Source organism: Nocardioides sp. DN36 (assembly GCF_055380375.1).
Genome location: NZ_AP043823.1, coordinates 3,592,686 through 3,608,718 on the forward strand (window position 1 = coordinate 3,592,686; position 16,033 = coordinate 3,608,718).

At 73.3% G+C, this 16,033-nt stretch carries 16 protein-coding genes and 1 tRNA gene; 10 read left to right on the forward strand and 7 right to left on the reverse strand.

All coding sequences use genetic code 11. The features are described 5' to 3' along the window. Nucleotides 1–2: 2 nt before the first annotated feature. Entirely contained in the window at nt 3–1,382 is a 1,380-nt protein-coding gene (locus ACZ43H_RS18140; protein ID WP_464585223.1) for a vWA domain-containing protein, read from the reverse strand. An 18-nt stretch (nt 1,383–1,400) separates the two neighbouring features. After that, nucleotides 1,401–2,288, reverse strand: a complete 888-nt coding sequence (locus tag ACZ43H_RS18145; RefSeq protein WP_464585225.1) for an AAA family ATPase — start codon at nt 2,286–2,288, stop codon at nt 1,401–1,403. Between the two features lie 100 nt (nt 2,289–2,388). Between ACZ43H_RS18145 and ACZ43H_RS18150 the strand changes: the two genes are divergently transcribed. Beyond that, nucleotides 2,389–3,921 (forward strand): hypothetical protein, encoded by a 1,533-nt coding sequence (locus ACZ43H_RS18150; protein ID WP_464585227.1) that lies wholly within the window; start codon nt 2,389–2,391, stop codon nt 3,919–3,921. Nucleotides 3,922–3,975: 54 nt separating this feature from the next. Then, nucleotides 3,976–4,353: a hypothetical protein gene (locus tag ACZ43H_RS18155; protein WP_464585228.1), complete on the forward strand. Its 378-nt coding sequence runs from the start codon at nt 3,976–3,978 to the stop codon at nt 4,351–4,353. A 27-nt stretch (nt 4,354–4,380) separates the two neighbouring features. Here ACZ43H_RS18155 and ACZ43H_RS18160 read toward each other — a convergent pair whose 3' ends face one another. Then, complete coding sequence (locus tag ACZ43H_RS18160; protein ID WP_464585230.1) at nt 4,381–5,145, reverse strand: crotonase/enoyl-CoA hydratase family protein; 765 nt, start codon at nt 5,143–5,145, stop codon at nt 4,381–4,383. Between the two features lie 298 nt (nt 5,146–5,443). Here ACZ43H_RS18160 and ACZ43H_RS18165 point away from each other — a divergent pair, with 298 nt between their 5' ends. The 5 genes from ACZ43H_RS18165 to ACZ43H_RS18185 all read left to right on the forward strand — a co-directional run bounded on the left by ACZ43H_RS18165 (nt 5,444) and on the right by ACZ43H_RS18185 (nt 11,257). Continuing rightward, nucleotides 5,444–6,349 (forward strand): ABC transporter ATP-binding protein, encoded by a 906-nt coding sequence (locus ACZ43H_RS18165; RefSeq protein WP_464585232.1) that lies wholly within the window; start codon nt 5,444–5,446, stop codon nt 6,347–6,349. Continuing rightward, nucleotides 6,334–7,182, forward strand: a complete 849-nt coding sequence (locus ACZ43H_RS18170; RefSeq protein WP_464585234.1) for an ABC transporter permease — start codon at nt 6,334–6,336, stop codon at nt 7,180–7,182. The genes ACZ43H_RS18165 and ACZ43H_RS18170 overlap by 16 nt, the downstream gene beginning before the upstream one ends. A gap of 38 nt (nt 7,183–7,220) precedes the next feature. After that, a complete protein-coding gene (locus ACZ43H_RS18175; protein WP_464585236.1) occupies nt 7,221–7,427 on the forward strand; it encodes a DUF1918 domain-containing protein in 207 nt (68 codons plus the stop codon). After that, the gene (locus ACZ43H_RS18180) at nt 7,390–9,948 is read left to right on the forward strand and encodes a cation-translocating P-type ATPase (protein WP_464585238.1); all 2,559 of its coding nucleotides are present in this window, start codon (nt 7,390–7,392) and stop codon (nt 9,946–9,948) included. Before ACZ43H_RS18175 ends, ACZ43H_RS18180 begins: the two co-directional genes overlap by 38 nt. A gap of 157 nt (nt 9,949–10,105) precedes the next feature. Next, nucleotides 10,106–11,257: an alkaline phosphatase family protein gene (locus ACZ43H_RS18185; protein WP_464585239.1), complete on the forward strand. Its 1,152-nt coding sequence runs from the start codon at nt 10,106–10,108 to the stop codon at nt 11,255–11,257. Nucleotides 11,258–11,260: 3 nt separating this feature from the next. Here ACZ43H_RS18185 and ACZ43H_RS18190 read toward each other — a convergent pair whose 3' ends face one another. After that, nucleotides 11,261–11,530 (reverse strand): dsRBD fold-containing protein, encoded by a 270-nt coding sequence (locus ACZ43H_RS18190; RefSeq protein ID WP_464585241.1) that lies wholly within the window; start codon nt 11,528–11,530, stop codon nt 11,261–11,263. A 117-nt stretch (nt 11,531–11,647) separates the two neighbouring features. Here ACZ43H_RS18190 and ACZ43H_RS18195 point away from each other — a divergent pair, with 117 nt between their 5' ends. Then, complete coding sequence (locus ACZ43H_RS18195; protein WP_464585243.1) at nt 11,648–11,902, forward strand: GlsB/YeaQ/YmgE family stress response membrane protein; 255 nt, start codon at nt 11,648–11,650, stop codon at nt 11,900–11,902. 12 nt (nt 11,903–11,914) lie between these two features. Here ACZ43H_RS18195 and ACZ43H_RS18200 read toward each other — a convergent pair whose 3' ends face one another. Then, nucleotides 11,915–12,709, reverse strand: coding sequence for an MBL fold metallo-hydrolase (locus ACZ43H_RS18200; RefSeq protein ID WP_464585245.1), 795 nt, complete (start codon nt 12,707–12,709; stop codon nt 11,915–11,917). Nucleotides 12,710–12,902: 193 nt separating this feature from the next. Between ACZ43H_RS18200 and ACZ43H_RS18205 the strand changes: the two genes are divergently transcribed. Both ACZ43H_RS18205 and ACZ43H_RS18210 read left to right on the forward strand, forming a co-directional pair. Beyond that, nucleotides 12,903–14,273: an FAD-binding oxidoreductase gene (locus ACZ43H_RS18205; RefSeq protein ID WP_464585247.1), complete on the forward strand. Its 1,371-nt coding sequence runs from the start codon at nt 12,903–12,905 to the stop codon at nt 14,271–14,273. Nucleotides 14,274–14,315: 42 nt separating this feature from the next. After that, complete coding sequence (locus ACZ43H_RS18210) at nt 14,316–14,870, forward strand: AAA family ATPase (protein WP_464585249.1); 555 nt, start codon at nt 14,316–14,318, stop codon at nt 14,868–14,870. 100 nt (nt 14,871–14,970) lie between these two features. Here the strand turns inward: ACZ43H_RS18210 and ACZ43H_RS18215 are convergent, their stop codons facing one another. Beyond that, the gene (locus ACZ43H_RS18215; RefSeq protein ID WP_464585251.1) at nt 14,971–15,822 is read right to left on the reverse strand and encodes a phosphotransferase; all 852 of its coding nucleotides are present in this window, start codon (nt 15,820–15,822) and stop codon (nt 14,971–14,973) included. Between the two features lie 108 nt (nt 15,823–15,930). Continuing rightward, nucleotides 15,931–16,017, reverse strand: a tRNA-Ser gene (locus ACZ43H_RS18220). Nucleotides 16,018–16,033 lie beyond the last annotated feature (16 nt).

Sequence of the window (16,033 nt, forward strand, 5' to 3'; positions counted from 1 at the left end):
CGTCACAGGAGGTCGTGCACGAACTCCCCGAGCTGGGTCAGGTTCCGGCACTCCACCATCGGCACCACCTCGCCGTAGGCACGAGCGGCCGAGTCGCCGGTGTCCCAGTGCCGCCGGTGCTCGGGGTTGAGCCACCAGGAGTGGCGCGCGGTGCGGGCCAGCTCGGCGAGCACCGGCAGGGAGAGGTCGCTGTAGTTCGAGCGGGCGTCGCCGAGCACGAGCAGCGAGGACTTCGGCCCCAGCGCGTCGGGGAACCGGTCGGCGAAGGTCGAGAACGCCCGACCGTAGTTGGTGCGCCCCCACAGGGCGGCGTGCGAGGTGCTCGCGGCCAAGTCCGCCATCACGTCCGCGATGTCGGCGCCCGGCCGGAAGTGCCCGGTCACCTCGTGGACGTTGTCGACGAACGTGAACGCGCGCAGGTTCTGGAACTGCTCGCGCAGCGCGAAGACCAGCAGCAGCGTGAACCGGGCGAAGCTCGCCACCGACCCGCTCACGTCGCAGAGCACCACCAGCTCGGTGCGGTGCGGGCGCTTCGGCTTGTGGTGGGTGACCAGCGGGACGCCGCCGGTCGAGATGGACGCCCGGACGGTGCGCCGGAAGTCGAGCGGCCCGCGGCGCCGGGCGTGGTGCTCCCGGGTGAGCCTGGTCGCGAGCCGGCGCGCGAGGGGGTAGATCTCGCGCCGCATCTCCTCGAGGTCCGCCTTGCGCGCGGAGGTGAAGTCGAGCCGGTCGATCGTCGGCCGCACGGCGACCTCGGCGACGTGGTCGGCGCCCTTCTCCTCGGCGATCCGGCGCCGGGCGTCGTCCTCGACCAGCCGGGTGAACGCGCCGATCCGACGGCCGGCCACCCGCGCCGCCTCCTCCTCGGTCCGTCCCTCGGCCAGCAGCGCGGCGACGATGCGGTCGGTCAGCTCGGCGGGCGACACCCGCTGCAGCGCGGTGTAGGCCGACCACGAGGACAGGCCCGGGCCGCGACCGGGCATCGCCCCGAACCGGCCGACCATCTCGACCGCCAGCGACTGCTGCTCCTGCCGCCCCCCGGCGGCCTCCTCCGAGGTCAGCGCCTCGAGCAGCCGGTCGCGGAACGAGGTCAGCGCGGCGGCGTTGTCCCGGACGCCGCCGTGGCCCTCGTCGGTCTCCGCGGCGGCCACCCCCTCGCCGACCAGGCGCGGGAAGTAGAGGTCGAAGAGCGTGTCGAAGGTGGGCCGCTGGGAGTGCCGCTTGACCAGCGTGGCGGCGTACGCCTCGCGCACCGTCGACCGGTCGTCCCACGGCAGCGCCCGCAGCGCGGCCACCGCGTCGACCCCCTCGGCCAGCGAGACCGGCAGGCCGGCGCCGCGCAGCGCCTCGAGGAACGCGATGTGCGAGCCGGTCAGGGACATGGCGGCTTCAGCCCCACGTCACGAGCGCCGGGCGAGCTTCAGCTCGCGCACCGCGCGGTCCTGGTCGGAGGCGTGCTTGAGGACGACGCCCAGCGTCTCGGCCACGGCCTGCTGGTCGAGGTCCCCGATCTCGAGGGCGATCAGCGTGCGCGCCCAGTCGACCGACTCGGCGATCGACGGGGCCTTCTTCAGCTCCAGCTCGCGCAGCCGGCCGACGGTGGCGACCAGCTGCTCGGCGACCCGCTGCTCGAGGTCGGGCACCTGCGAGGTCACGATCTCGCGTTCCCGCTCGGCGTCGGGGTAGTCGAGGTGGAGGTAGAGGCAGCGTCGCTTGACGGCCTCGGAGAGCTCCCGGGTCGCGTTGGAGGTGAGCACCACGAACGGCCGGCGCACGGCGGCCACCGTGCCGAGCTCGGGGATCGTGACCTGGAAGTCCGAGAGCACCTCCAGGAGCAGGCCCTCCACCTCGACGTCGGTCTTGTCGACCTCGTCGACGAGCAGGACGGTCGGCTCCTCACGCCGGATCGCGGTCAGCAGCGGCCGGGTCAGCAGGAACTCGTCGGTGAAGATGTCGTCGTGGGTCTCCGACCACGTCTGGTCGTTCTGCGAGGCCTGGATGCGGAGCAGCTGCTTCTTGTAGTTCCACTCGTAGAGCGCCCGCGCCTCGTCCAGCCCCTCGTAGCACTGCAACCGGACCAGGTCGGCCCCGGTCGCCCGGGCCACCGCCTTGGCGAGCTCGGTCTTCCCCACGCCGGCGGGCCCCTCGACGAGGAGCGGCTTCTCCAGCGCGCCGGCGAGGTACGCCGTCGTCGCGGTCGCCGGGTCGGCCAGGTACCCGGCGCCTGCCAGGCGGTCGGCGGCGTCGGACGGCGAGGAGAACCAGGCGGGAGTCACGGGGGAGGTCACGACGCGAGCCTAGGAGACACCCCGCCTGGAGTGCCCTCCTGCCCACTGTCAGGACCTTCGGTTCATCCGGCCTTCACGGATGCGACCTAGCGTCGACGGCATGGGAGCGGTGCCGCGCCGGCTCGGGCGGACACTCCACGTGCTCGGCTCACCCGTGGTCGTCACCACGGGTGCGGTCCTGCTGAGCCTCGGACTGCGGATCCCGTTCGTGCGGCACGTCACCTACCCCGACGAGGGCGGGCTGATGCTGGTGGCGCGGCAGTGGCACGAGGGCGGTCCGACGCTCTACGGGCACCTCTTCGTCGACAGGCCGCCGGCCCTGGTGTTGTTCTGGAGGTTCGCGGTCGAGCTCGGCGGCCTCGAGCCGGCCCGGTTGCTGGCCCTGCTGACGACGGCCGGGCTGGTGGTCGCCGCCGCAGGGTGCGGCCACCTGCTCGCGGGACGACGCGGTACGGCGTGGGCGGCCCTCGTCGCCGCCGCCCTGGCCGGGAACCCGCTGCTGGGCTCGGTGGAGGTGAACGGCGAGCTGCTCGGCGCCCCGCTGACCATGCTGGCGTGCCTGGCGCTGCTGGCGGCGCTGCGCAGCTTCCGACCCGGCCGCGACGACCTCCTGCTCGTGCTCGCCGGGACGCTGGCGGCCGGGGCGCTGCTGGTCAAGCAGAACCTCGCCGACGCGCTGGTCCTCGGCCTCGTCCTCGCCGTCACCGGCGCGGTCACCGACGCCTGGCCGTGGCGTCGGGCCCTGCGCGTCGTCGGCATGGGAGCGGCAGGGGTCCTGCTCCCCCTGGCGGCCACGGCGCTCTGGGCCCAGACCGAGGGACCGGGCGTGGGCACGCTCTGGTTCACGCTGTACCAGTTCCGCGTCGACGCGGCGTCGGTCATGGTCGGCTACTCCTCGAGCGCCACCCACGCCCGGGCCGTGACCCTGCTCGGGCTCACCCTGCTCAGCGGCATCGCCCTGGTCGTGGTCCCCGGCCTGTGGTCGCTGTTCCCCGGCGTGCGCCGAGGCGACCCGGTGACCGTCGGGGTCCTCGCGATGGTGGCGTTCGAGAGCGTCGGCGTGGTGCTCGGCGGGAGCTACTGGGCGCACTACCTGATCGGGCTCGTCCCGGGCGTCGTGCTGGTGGCCGCGCTGGCGGCCGGGAGCGGGCTGCGCCGGCGGCTCCCCGTGGTGCCCGGGGTCGCGCTGGTCCTCGCCTCGGCCGTGGTCGTGACCGGCATGCGCGCCGCGGCGTACGAGCCTCCCGAGGAGCACCAGGGCAGCGCGGTGGCCACCTGGCTGCGCGCCGCCAGCCGCCCCGGCGACAGCGGCCTGGTCACCTACGGGCGCGCCGACATCCTGGCGGCGGCCGGCTTGACCCCTGTCTACCCGTACCTGTGGACCCTGCCGATGCGCACGCTGGACCCGGACCTGGTCCACCTGGTGCGCCGGCTCCGGGGCGGCCGGGCCCCGACCTGGGTGGTCGAGTCCTCACCGCTCGACTCGTGGCACCTCGACCCGACGGGCCGGGTGGGCGCTGCCCTGACCGAGCACTACCGGCTGGTCGACACGGTGTGCGGCATCCCCCTCCTCCTGCACGTCGGCGTGCACAGGTCGCTGCCCACTGCTCCGACGGGGTGCGTCGTCGGCTGAGCCCTCCCGCTGCGGCCCACCGTGACCCGGTCGCCGTGCGCTCGTTGGGCTGTCATGGCACCGCTACCCCGCCGCCGCCCGCCCCGCCGCCTGCGCGACCACCTGGTCCAGGCCGCCGGGATCACGGTCGTGGCTGCAGCGGTCGCGACCGCCCTGCTGCCCGACGGCCTCGACGTCACCGGCATGAGCGACAGCTCCGACCCGACGTCGCACACCCGGGTGGAGACTCCCGCAACCCTCCAGGTGCGGTCCCTGATGGCGCGCTACGAGTGCAGCACCCAGGGCTTCGGGCAGACCGCGATCCCTCGCTCGGCGATCATCCGCCGCCCGCGGGGCACGATCGAGCTGGTGTCGTTCGACCGTGGCTGGCAGGTCTTCAAGGACGACGGGCCCACCTCGCTGGTGGCCGTCTGCCTGCGACCACCGCGCTGACCCGCCGCGCCCGACCCGTCCAGGGGCTCAGACCTCGAAGGTCCCGTGCCGGCCGGCACCGGACGCGAAGCGCGCGGCGCCGTCGAGGGCGCCGGCGGCCAGGGACCGCAGCCCGTGCTCCAGCTCCCCGGACATCGCAGCCGGGGCCGGGAGTCCCTCCTGCTCCAGCACGGAGAGCCGGTCCCCGCGCAGGCACTCCTGGGGGAACGCGGCGAGGGACGCCGCCAGCGCCTCGGCTGTCTCCCGCGCGGTTCCCGCCGGGACCACACGGTTGACCAGGCCCATCCGCTCGGCCTCGTCCGCGCCGACCGGCCGCCCGGTGAGGATCAGGTCGAGCGCGCGGCTGGTCCCGATCAGCCGCGGCAGCCGGACCGTGCCGCCGTCGACCAGGGGCACGCCCCACCTGCGGCAGAACACCCCGAGCACCGCGTCGTCGGCAGCCACCCGCAGGTCGCACCACGCGGCGAGCTCGAGACCACCCGCGACGGCGTGACCCTCGATGGCCGCGACGACCGGCTTGGACAGCCGCATCCGGGTCGGCCCCATCGGGCCGTCACCGTCCGCCTCGACCCGGTTGCCGGTCGCGGTGCCGACGGCCTTGAGGTCCGCGCCGGCGCAGAAGGTCCCGCCGGCGCCGTACAGCACGGCGACCGCGGCGGCGGGGTCGGCGTCGAACTCACGGAACGCCTCGGCGAGCGCCCGCGCCGTGGGTCCGTCCACGGCGTTGCGGGCCTCGGGACGGTCGAGGACGACGGTGGTGACAGAGCCTCGGCGCTCGACGCGGACGGTCATCCGGCCAGCGTAGGTGGCGGCACGGGTGGACGAGGAGAGCCTCATCCCGTTTGACACGGGTAATGGAGTCTCGGGCGTCGGTCCGGTCTCCCGGTCCTCGGTCCCGCAACCTTGGTCTGGCTCTCCTCGTCGCACCACCAGTCAAGCCGTGGGGCCCGCACGACCCAAGGGGCCAAGGTCCCGATCCGGCCCCGGGACGCGAGGTGGCGAAGCGCACCCCCGCCGCGGGACCTTGGCCCCTGAGGCGGCCCCTCCCGGCGCTCTAGCGTCGCAGGCAGACGAGGGTGAGGAGGCCCGGATGACGGCCGCCGTCGAGACCAGCGGGCTGCGCAAGGAGTTCCGCCGCGTCGTCGCGCTGCACGGCCTCGACCTGACCGTCCCGACCGGGTCGGTGTTCGGCTACCTCGGACCGAACGGCGCCGGCAAGACGACCACGATCCGGCTGCTGACCGGGCTGCTGCGGCCCACGACGGGCCGGGCGGAGGTCCTCGGCCTGGACGTGGCCGACCGGCCCGACGAGGTGCAGCGCCGTGTGGGCTACCTCCCCGGCCGGTTCGTGGCGTACCCCGACCTCACCGGCGCGGAGTACCTGCGCTTCCTGGCCTCGCTCCGCGGTGGCGTCGACTGGGCGGACGTGCAGCAGCTCGGTGACCGCTTCGACCTCGACCTGTCGCGGCGGATCGGCACCCTCTCGCACGGGAACCAGCAGAAGGTGGGCCTGGTCCAGGCGTTCATGCACCGGCCCGACCTGCTCGTGCTGGACGAGCCCACGACCGGCCTCGACCCGATCATGCAGCAGGAGTTCCTGACCCTGGTGAGCGAGGTGAGCCGGGCGGGAGCCACCGTCTTCCTGTCCTCGCACATCCTCTCCGAGGTCGAGGCCGTGGCCGACACGGTCGCGATCCTGCGGGAGGGCAGGCTGGTCCGGACCGCGACCATCCCCGAGCTGCGGGCCCAGGTGGTGCGGCGCTGGGACGTGACGTTCACCCACCAGGTGCCGCTCGAGGTGCTGCAGGGGTGCCCCCAGGTGAGCGAGGTGCACGTCCACGACCGGACGGCGCACCTGGTGCTGGCCGGCTCGGCCGAGTCGCTGCTGCGCACCGTCGCGCCGTACGGCGTGGAGAACGTCGTGACCCACGAGGCCGACCTCACCGAGGTCTTCCTCCGGTACTACACGCGAGGTGAGCCGTGGCGAGCCGCCTGAGCGCACCGGCCACGGTGCCCGCCGAGACGCCGTTCCTCCTGCGCAGCGTCTACCGCAAGAGCCTGCGCGACCACCGGCACGGGCTGGTGGGCTGGTCGGTCGGCATCGCGCTGCTGGTGGTGACCGAGTCGCTGATCTGGCCGTCGTTCAAGGACATGCCCGACATCGAGAAGCTCTTCGAGCAGTACCCCGACTACATGCAGCGGTTCTTCGACGTGAGCTCGATGACCAGCGGCCTGGGCTTCATCAACTCCGAGCTCTTCACGCTCATGCTCCCCGCGCTGTTCCTCGTCTACGCGATCGGGCGGGGTGCCCGGCTGGTGGCGGGCGAGGAGGAGGACGGCACGCTCGACGTGCTCCTCGTGATCCCCCTGTCCAGCAGCCGGATCCTGCTGGAGAAGGCGCTCGCCCTGGTCACCTGCGTGGCGCTGCTCGGGGTCGGGCTGTACGCCGTGACGCTCGGCTGCAGCGTGGTGATCGGCATGGGCATCGGCCCGCTGGACACCTTCTCCGGCTGCCTGTCGATGGCGCTGCTCGGCAGCGAGTTCGGGCTGCTGGCCCTGGGGGTCGGTGCGGCGACCGGGCGGCGGCCGCTGGCGGTCGCCGTGCCCGCCGCGCTCGCGGTGGCCGGCTACGTGCTCTACGTCGCGGGCCTGCTCGTGGAGGGCGTGGACCCCTGGCAGCACCTCTCGCCCCTCGAGCAGGCGCTCGCCAGCGGCCCGCTCGGCGGGGGCCTCCCGCCGGACTTCGCCTGGCTGGCCCTCGGCTGCCTGGTCGTGACCCTCGCGACCCTGCCCCTGCTGGACCGACGCGACATCGCCGCACCCGGGTGACCGGGACGGCAACCACCCCACGACGAGAGGAGAGCACGATGCACGCCACCAAGGGTGACCGCCTGGTCATCCGCAGCGCCCACGTCGACGAGGCCGTCCGCGACGGCGAGATCCTGGAGGTCCACGGCGAGGACGGCACCCCGCCGTACCTCGTGCGCTGGTCGGACAACGGCCACGAGTCGCTGACCTTCCCGGGACCGGACGCCTATGTCCAGCACTTCCCGCACGACGAGCCCGGCACCTGAGCCGGCAGGCACGACGCCGGCCGGTCTGACCTCGGCCGAGGCCGCGCGGCGGCTCGTCGAGGCCGGCCCCAACGCGCTCCCCCGGCCGCACCGGGTCGGTCCGCTCGGGCGGGTCGGCGCGCAGCTGCGCGACCCGATGATCCTGCTGCTGCTCGCGGCCGGTGTGGTCACGGTGCTGATCGGCGACGCGGCCGACGCCGGCGTCATCGCCCTGGTCGTGGTCGTGAACACCGCGGTCGGCGTGACCCAGGACCTGCGCGCCGACCAGGCGATCGCGGAGCTCGACCAGCTGACCGCGCCGATGGCCGAGGTGGTCCGCGACGGCCGCCGTGTCGAGGTGGCGGCGGCCGACGTGGTGCCCGGCGACCTGGTGCGGCTCGATGCCGGCGGCATCGTGCCGGCCGACCTGCGGCTGGTCGAGGCGGTCACCCTGACGGTCGACGAGTCGGCGATGACCGGGGAGTCCCAGCCGGTCGAGCGCGCCGTCGGGGACGAGGTGCTGGCCGGCACGGTCGCGACCCGGGGCCGGGGGCTGGGCGAGGTGCTGCGGACCGGGGCGGACAGCGGACTCGGCCGGATCGCCGGCCTGATCTCGACGGCGCGGGTGCGGGAGACGCCGCTGCAGCGCCGGTTGCGGCGCCTGTCGCGCGACCTGGTGCTCGCGGTGCTCGCGATCGGGGTGGTCGTGGTCGTGCTCGGCCTGGTCCGCGGCGAGCCCCTGGCGCAGACCTCGGTCCTCGCCGTCAGCCTGGCCGTGGCGGCCGTGCCGGAGTCGTTGCCGGCGGTCGTCACGATCTCGCTGGCGCTGGGCGCGCACCGGATGGCTCAGCGGCACGCGCTGGTGCGCCACCTGCCGGCGGTCGAGACGCTGGGCTCGGTCACGGTCCTGGCCTCCGACAAGACCGGCACCCTCACCGAGGGACGGATGGTCGCGGGGGCGGTCTGGCTGCCGCCCGGGCACCGGTACGACGTGTCCGGCGCCGGATACGCGCCCGAGGGCGACGTGGTGCCCGACGGTCCCGCCGCACCCGCGGCCGCGCTGGACCGGCTGCTGCGCGACTCCGTGCTCTGCAACGACGCCCGGCTGGTCGAGCCGACGCCCGACACCGACCTCTGGGGAGCGGCCGGGGACACCCTCGAGGCGGCGCTGCTCGCCCTCGCGGCCAAGGGCGGGACCAGCGCGGTCGACGTCCACCGGACCTGGCCGCGCGAGGACGAGGTGCCGTTCGAGGCCGAACGGGGCTGGATGGCGACCGTGCACCGGGCGGAGTCCGGCGAGGGGCTGCTGCGCGTGTGCAAGGGCGCACCCGAGGTCGTGCTGGGGATGGTGGCGTCGGGCGACGAGCTGCGGGCGCTCGCGGCCGCGGAGACCACGCGGCTGGCCGAGCAGGGCTTCCGGGTGATCGCCGTGGCCGACGCCGCGGCGTACGACGGCGCCGGTGCCGCCGACGCTCCCCTGGAGCTGGTCGGACTCGTCGGCATCGCCGACCCGCCCCGGGACGTGTCGCGCGAGGTCATCGCGGACTGCCACGCCGCGGGGATCACGATCGTCCTGGTCACCGGCGACCACCCGGTCACCGCCGACGCGATCGCGGGGCGGCTCGGCATCACCGGGGAGGGCTCCACCACGGTCACCGGCCCGCAGCTGGAGGCCGGCGTCGACCCGGCCTCCCTGGCCGAGACCCGTGTCTACGCGCGCATCCGGCCCGAGGAGAAGGTGCAGATCGTGCAGGCCCTGCAGGAGCGCGGGGACGTCGTCGCGATGACCGGCGACGGGGTCAACGACGCCCCCGCCCTGCGCAACGCCGACATCGGCGTCGCCATGGGCAGGGGCGGGACCGAGGTCGCCCGCCAGGCGGCCGACCTGGTGCTCGCCGACGACGACCTGCGCACGGTGGTGGTGGCCGTCGAGGAGGGCCGGCGGATCTACACCAACATCCGCAACTTCCTGCGCTACGCCGTCTCCGGCGGCCTGGCCGAGGTGATCGTGGTGGTCCTCGGTCCGCTGCTGGCCCTGGGCGTGCCGCTGCTGCCCGGCCAGATCCTGTGGATCAACATGCTCACGCACGGGCTGCCGGGCGTCGCGTTCGGGGCCGAGCCGGTCCGGGCCGAGTCGATGCGGCAGCCACCACGCTCGCCCGACGAGTCGGTGCTCGGCGCCGGCCTGGCCGCACAGATCGGCTGGATCGGGGCCACCATCGGCGTCGTGACGCTCGCCGCGGGGCTCGTCGCGCACCAGGCCGGCTGGCACGTGCAGTCCGCCGTGTTCCTGGCCCTCGGCTCGGCCCAGCTGGGGGTGGCGATGGCCCTGCGCGCGCCCGGACGCAGGTGGGAGCGGCGACCCCTCGACGTCGCGGTGGCGGGCGCCGCGCTGCTCCAGGTCGCCGGCGTCTACCTGCCGCCCCTGCAGCAGCTGCTCGGCACCGAGAACCTGCCGCTGCCGGCCGCGCTGACCTGCCTGGGTCTCGCGCTGGTGCCGGGGCTGGCGGTGCGGCTGCGGGTGCGTGCCGGGCGCCGTTGACGCGACCTCGGCCGGCCGGCCGGTGTGGGATGCCTCACGGCGCCCATCACCACGGGCCGGCCCCGTCGTTTGGTTTGGCACCGGCTCCTCGGGGAACCTTGCTCGGGTACGGGGGCCGATCACGACACGTCGACGACCCCAGGAGTGACCCAGTCCCATGCTCTCCCGGAGCCCTCTCCACGGTGCCGCGCGCCGGTTCGCGGCCCCCCTCGCCCTCGGCACGCTCGCACTGGCGTCCTCCACCGCCACCCCGCTGAGCCAGACCATCGACGCGGCGTACACGGTCGTGTCCGCATCGACGGGCGAGGCCGCCGCCCCCGCCGTCGGGCACGTGTTCGTGATCAACCTGGAGAACAAGGGATACGCCGAGACGTTCGGGCCGGGCTCGGCGGCGCCGTACCTCAGCGGCGAGCTGCGCGACCGGGGCCAGCTGCTGACCCAGTACCACGGCACGGCCCACAACAGCCTGCCGAACTACGTCGCGCAGATCAGTGGCCAGGGCCCGAACGCCCAGACCCAGGCCGACTGCCAGGTCTACTCGGACTTCGTGCAGGTCGCGACGGTCGCGCCCGATCAGGCCGTCGGCACCGGCTGCGTCTACCCCCGCTCGGTCATGACGGTCGCCGACCAGCTCGAGGCCGCCGGCCTGACCTGGCGGGGCTACATGGAGGACATGGGGACGCCGTGCCGCCACCCCGAGGCCAACCACGCGGACGACACCCAGCAGGCCGAGGTCGGCGACCAGTACGCCGCCCGGCACAACCCGTTCGTCTACTTCAAGAGCATCACGTCGTCACCCTCGTGCGCGGTCGACGACGTGGACCTCTCCGAGCTGCCGGGCGACCTCGCGTCGGTAGCCACGACGCCGAACCTCTCCTACATCATCCCGAACCTCTGCAACGACGGCCACGACAGCCCCTGCGTCGATGGCCGGCCCGGCGGCCTGGCCACGGCCGACGAGTGGCTGCGGACCTGGGTCCCGCGGATCCTGGCCTCCCCCGCGTTCCAGCAGGACGGGCTCCTCGTGGTCACCTTCGACGAGGCCGACACCGGGAGCACCGACGGGGCCGAGGCGTGCTGCGGCGAGGGGCCCGGACCCAACGCCCCGCTCCCGGGCATCTACGGCCTCGGCGGCGGCCGCACCGGCGCCGTGCTGGTCTCGCCGTTCATCACGCCCGGAAGCACCAACGGCACCCCCTACAACCACTACTCGCTGCTGCGCAGCATCGAGGACACCTTCGGCCTCGCACCCCTCGGCTACGCCCGGGACGCGCGCGCCTTCGGCAGCGACGTGTACGCCGCCGGCTGAGACTCACCGGTAGAGCCGCACGTGCTCCTCGGTCATCGCGCCGATGTCCTCGGCAGCGGCGTCGAGGAGCCGGTGCGCCAGCGCCGACAGCGCGCGCGAGGCGGCCAGCTCGTCACCGATCTCGGGCACGTTCGCGTCGGTGGGGTTGAGCCGGGCGGTGCCCTCACCGCTCAGTGGCCGCGCCGACTTCTCGGTGCTCAGCCGCGCCTCCGCGTGGGTCCGGCCCTCCTGCTCACCGATGAAGATCTCCACGGTCCAGGTCTTGGTGTGCATGTCTCCTCCAAAAAGGGGTGTCACCCTCATCGACCCACGTGCGGCGGGGACCCGTCAGGGGCCAAGGTCACGAGGCGACGCCCCCGTCGTCTGGGACCGCGGGGCTACCGTGGCCGCATGATCGGATTCCTCGTCGCCGGGCTCGTCATCGGTGCCCTCGCGCGGCTCATCAAGCCCGGCCGGCAGAACCTCGGCGTCCTGGCCACCCTCGGGCTCGGCCTGGTCGGATCGCTGATCGGCGGCGTCATCGCGCAGTTCTTCGGCACCGGGAGCATCTGGGAGCTCAACGTCCTCGGCTTCGTGCTGGCCGTGGTCGCGGCGGTCCTGCTGATCGGCGTCGCCGAGCGCGTCGCGGGCAAGGACCGCGTCTGACCCCGGCGCCGCTCATCCGGGCCCGGGGTCGAGCGGGACGCGCTCCCCGAGTGCCGCGAGCACCGGGCGGGTGCGGCCGGCGGCGCTGACGGCAGCGACGAACCGCTCCCCCGGCGTGAGGAAGAGCCGCTCGTGGCGTCGCGGGGCGAGGCGACGCAGCCCGACCGGCCAGAACGTGCCCCAGTGCACCGGCACCGCCCACCCGGCCCCGACCCGGTCCACCGCCTCGGCTGCCTCGACCGGGTCCATGTGCTCCGGCCCGAGGCTCGGCCCCCATCCCCCGACCGGCACCAGCGCCAGGTCGACCGGCTCGACGTCGCGCATGTCGCCACGCAGCCCGGTGTCACCGGGGTACCAGAACGAGCGGCCCATGGCCGCGACCCGGTAGCCCACGGCGGTCCCGGTGCTGCGCGGGAGCGGCAGCCGGCGGCCGTCGTGCGTGGCCCCGAGGACCCGGACGTCGAAGGACCCTGCCGGCGTCTCGACCCACACCTCCCGCCCGGGCTCGGCCACCACGACCCGCTCGAAGCCGAGGCGCCCCACCAGCTCCTCGACGCCGGGCGCGGCGACCACCGTCGCCGAGCGGGGCAGCAGCCGCAGCGACGGCAGGTGGCAGTGGTCGGCGTGCAGGTGGGAGATCATCACCGCGTCGGCGCGGGTGGCCGCCTCCAGCGACGGCGGATCGGCGTACCTCCGCAGGTGCAGGAGGCGGTCGGTCAGCAGCGGGTCCAGGACGATGCGCACGCCGCCCACCTCGACCGTGGTCGAGGCGTGCCCCCACCAGGTGAACGCCAGGCTGCCTGTCATGGCTCCACGGTACGTAGCGCGGGCACCGAGGACCTCTCCCCCAGCGGATGACGCTCCTGTGCCATGGCCACGCGGATGGTCCGGGTCTAGCGTCGGCCGTACCTGGAGCTGTTGCGAACGGCCACGTCCTGTGACGCCCTCCCGACGCCCTCGTGGTCCGGACGCGACCGTCCGAGCCCTGAGGAGGGATCACATGAATGCACAGCTCGAGACACTGCGAGAGCAGACGAGGGGGACCGTCACCGGACCCGACGACGAGGGGTACGACCTCGCGCGCACGGTCCGCAACGGCATGATCGACCGGCGCCCGGCCGTGGTCGTCCAACCGGCCAACGCCGGCGACGTCATGACTGCCGTCCGCTTCGCCGCCGACAACGGCATGACCGTCGCGGTCCGTGGTGGTGCGCACAGCGTCCCCGGCTTCGGCACCTGTGACGGGGGCGTGGTCATCGACCTGTCGGCGATGCGGGGCGTCCGGGTCGATCCGCTGGCCCACACGGCCCGGGTCGCCGGCGGCGCGACGTGGGGCGACCTGAACGCCGCGACGTACCCGTTCGGCCTGGCCACGACCGGCGGCATCATCTCGACCACCGGGGTCGGCGGCCTGACCCTGGGCGGCGGCATCGGCTACCTCGCGCGGGGCCTGGGCCTCGCCCTGGACAACCTGCTGTCGGCGGACGTGGTGACCGGGGACGGCACGTTCCACGTCGCCAGCGACAAGGACGACGCGGACCTCTTCTGGGCGATCCGGGGCGGCGGCGGCAACTTCGGCGTGGTCACGTCGTTCGAGTTCCGGCTCAGCCCGGTCAAGGACATCTACGGCGGACCGATGTTCTTCGAGCTGGACAGGGCCGGGGACCTGTTCCGGCTGTACCGGGAGTTCATCGCCGACGCGCCCGAGCAGTTCGGTGGCTTCCCGGCGTACCAGATCGCGCCGCCGCTGCCGTTCATCCCCGAGGAGCGGCACGGAACGCCGCTGGCGCTCATGGTGACCTGTTGGGCCGGCGACCTCGACAAGGGCGAGCAGGTGCTCAAGCCGTTCCGCGACCTCGCGCCCGTGGTGGCGGAGATGGTGGGGCCGATGCCCTATCCCGCCCTGAACAGCGCCTTCGACGACCTCTACCCGTCGGGGCTGCGTCACTACTGGAAGGCCAACTTCGTCAAGGAGCTCACCGACGACGCGATCGCCGCCCACGTGGAGCACGGGTCGAAGGTGCCCGAGATGACCTCGACGATGCACATCTACCCGATCAACGGGGCCTGCCACCGGGTCGCGCCGGAGTCCACGGCGTTCGCCTACCGCGACGCCAGCTTCGCCACCGTGATCGCGGGCATGTGGCCCGACGCGAAGGACGACGAGAGGAACACGGCCTGGGTCCGGGACTACTACGCCGCCACGGCGCCGCACTCGGAGGAGGGCGGCTACATCAACTTCATGGCCGAGGACGACCAGGACCGGATCCGCGCCAACTACAAGGGCAACTACGACCGGCTCGCGGCGACCAAGAGGAGGTACGACCCCGCGAACCTGTTCCGGCACAACCAGAACATCCTGCCGGCCTGAACCAGAGCGGCGCCGGGGTCTCGTGCCCGCCAGAATGACGGCATGCGACGTTGCAGACTCCATGTGCTGGGTGCCAGTGGGTCCGGAACGACCACGCTCGCGCGGGCGCTGGCGAATCACTGGTCAGTCCCGCACGCTGATGCGGACGACTACTTCTGGGTGCCGACCGATCCGCCCTACGTCGAGAAACGGCCCGAGAGCGACCGGCTGGCGCTGATGCACGAGGTGTTCGTCCCTCGTGAGGCATGGGTGCTGTCGGGGTCGATGGTCGGTTGGGGCGAAGCGGTCGTCGACGAGTGCGACGCCATCGTCTTCTTGACGCTCGACCCCGAGGAGCGACTCCGGCGACTCGCAGAACGTGAGGTCCATCGAAGGGCGGGTCGGGAGTTCGACCACGACGCGTGGGAGGCGTTCCTGGACTGGGCGCGCGGCTACGACGATCCGGCGTTCGAGGGTCGGAGCCGGGTCGCCCACGAGAAGTGGTTGGCCGACCGCCACCAGCCCGTGCTGCGGCTGGACAGCACGGCGGGTCAGGAGGAGCTGCGAGACACGGTGCTCGGCTGGGTCCCCGATCCCCGTCAGCGAACCGGCCGGTAGGTCAGGGCGACCACGTCGACGGCCCGGAACGCATCTGACCTGCGACCCCGGAGGTCAGCGAGCGTCTTCAGCGTCCGGGAGTCCCGGATTCCCCGGCCGATCACGCACGAGCGCGCTTGTCGAGGTGCGTGACGAGGGTCTGGTGGAGCGGAGCGTCGTCGTAGCCCCCTACCAGGAGGCTGGCCAGGATCTGTAGACGGCGCAGGTCACGGCAGTCCGAAAGGCGGGTCCGGTCGACCGGGCCCGGGTAGGCAGCCAGGGCGTCGTCGGTGATCGTCGTCGAGGCCAGGTCCCACTCCACTGGCCCGACACACACGTCTTCGAAGTCGGTCCATCGCGGGCCGCTCGGCGTCGTGAGCACGTTTCCGGTGTGAGCGTCTCCATGCAGGGGTCGCCGCGGCCAGGACAGGGCCAGGGGCAGCAGCTCGTCGGCTGCTCGGTGGAGTGCCGGATCCGATGAGACGGTCAGCGCCGTGGAGATGTCGGTGAGAGGCCCGACCAGAGGGGGCAGGTCGCGGGGGTAGGAAGCCAGCGTCACGTGCAACTGGCCCAGCATCGTTCCGAAGTCAGCGGCCGACACCACGCCGGAGTCGTGGTCGGCCCAGTCCCACAAGGACACTTCGAGCCCTTCAGCGACGTGGGGCCCCGGGTCCTCCCACGGGCTCACGACGGGAAGTCCCTCGGCAACCAGGAACTGGGCAACCGCCACTTCACGTTCGAGCCATGGCAGCGGGACCGGACGCAACTCTCGTCCGACGGTCACCACGCGAGTCACGACCGGTGCGGGCCGCAGACGAACGCGGACGCTGTAGCCCTCGGCGATGACCTCGGGGTCGTCGGCCGGTAGCCCCACGGCCCGCGCGCAGGCGACCGATGCCGAGACCGCATCCGCCGTGCTGGGGACCGGAGCATACTTCTCGCCTGTCCGCCGCTTGCCGACCTCCCCGTTCACGGCGCAACCATGTCAGAGCAAGGCCCGACCCGCCGACCCCGGAAATGACAGCTCCCGGACCCACAGTCGTGGGCCCGGGAGCTTGCGATGTCCTGAGACATCACAGGGCGGTGGCGGTGGGATTTGAACCCACGGTGGGTTTGACCCCACACATCATTTCGAGTGATGCACCTTCGGCCGCTCGGACACGCCACCGCCGGAGAGAGTACCG

Bases quoted from the DNA above. Each gene is read 5' to 3' on its own strand.
- ACZ43H_RS18195 (WP_464585243.1), top strand. From the start codon at position 11,648: ATGATCGGATTCCTCGTCGCCGGGCTCGTCATCGGTGCCCTCGCGCGG.
- ACZ43H_RS18160 (WP_464585230.1), bottom strand. From the start codon at position 5,145: ATGACCGTCCGCGTCGAGCGCCGAGGCTCTGTCACCACCGTCGTCCTC.
- ACZ43H_RS18205 (WP_464585247.1), top strand. From the start codon at position 12,903: ATGAATGCACAGCTCGAGACACTGCGAGAGCAGACGAGGGGGACCGTC.
- ACZ43H_RS18140 (WP_464585223.1), bottom strand. From the start codon at position 1,382: ATGTCCCTGACCGGCTCGCACATCGCGTTCCTCGAGGCGCTGCGCGGC.
- ACZ43H_RS18175 (WP_464585236.1), top strand. From the start codon at position 7,221: ATGCACGCCACCAAGGGTGACCGCCTGGTCATCCGCAGCGCCCACGTC.
- ACZ43H_RS18190 (WP_464585241.1), bottom strand. From the start codon at position 11,530: ATGCACACCAAGACCTGGACCGTGGAGATCTTCATCGGTGAGCAGGAG.
- ACZ43H_RS18155 (WP_464585228.1), top strand. From the start codon at position 3,976: ATGGCACCGCTACCCCGCCGCCGCCCGCCCCGCCGCCTGCGCGACCAC.
- ACZ43H_RS18180 (WP_464585238.1), top strand. From the start codon at position 7,390: ATGTCCAGCACTTCCCGCACGACGAGCCCGGCACCTGAGCCGGCAGGC.
- ACZ43H_RS18200 (WP_464585245.1), bottom strand. From the start codon at position 12,709: ATGACAGGCAGCCTGGCGTTCACCTGGTGGGGGCACGCCTCGACCACG.
- ACZ43H_RS18150 (WP_464585227.1), top strand. From the start codon at position 2,389: ATGGGAGCGGTGCCGCGCCGGCTCGGGCGGACACTCCACGTGCTCGGC.
- ACZ43H_RS18210 (WP_464585249.1), top strand. From the start codon at position 14,316: ATGCGACGTTGCAGACTCCATGTGCTGGGTGCCAGTGGGTCCGGAACG.
- ACZ43H_RS18165 (WP_464585232.1), top strand. From the start codon at position 5,444: ATGACGGCCGCCGTCGAGACCAGCGGGCTGCGCAAGGAGTTCCGCCGC.
- ACZ43H_RS18185 (WP_464585239.1), top strand. From the start codon at position 10,106: ATGCTCTCCCGGAGCCCTCTCCACGGTGCCGCGCGCCGGTTCGCGGCC.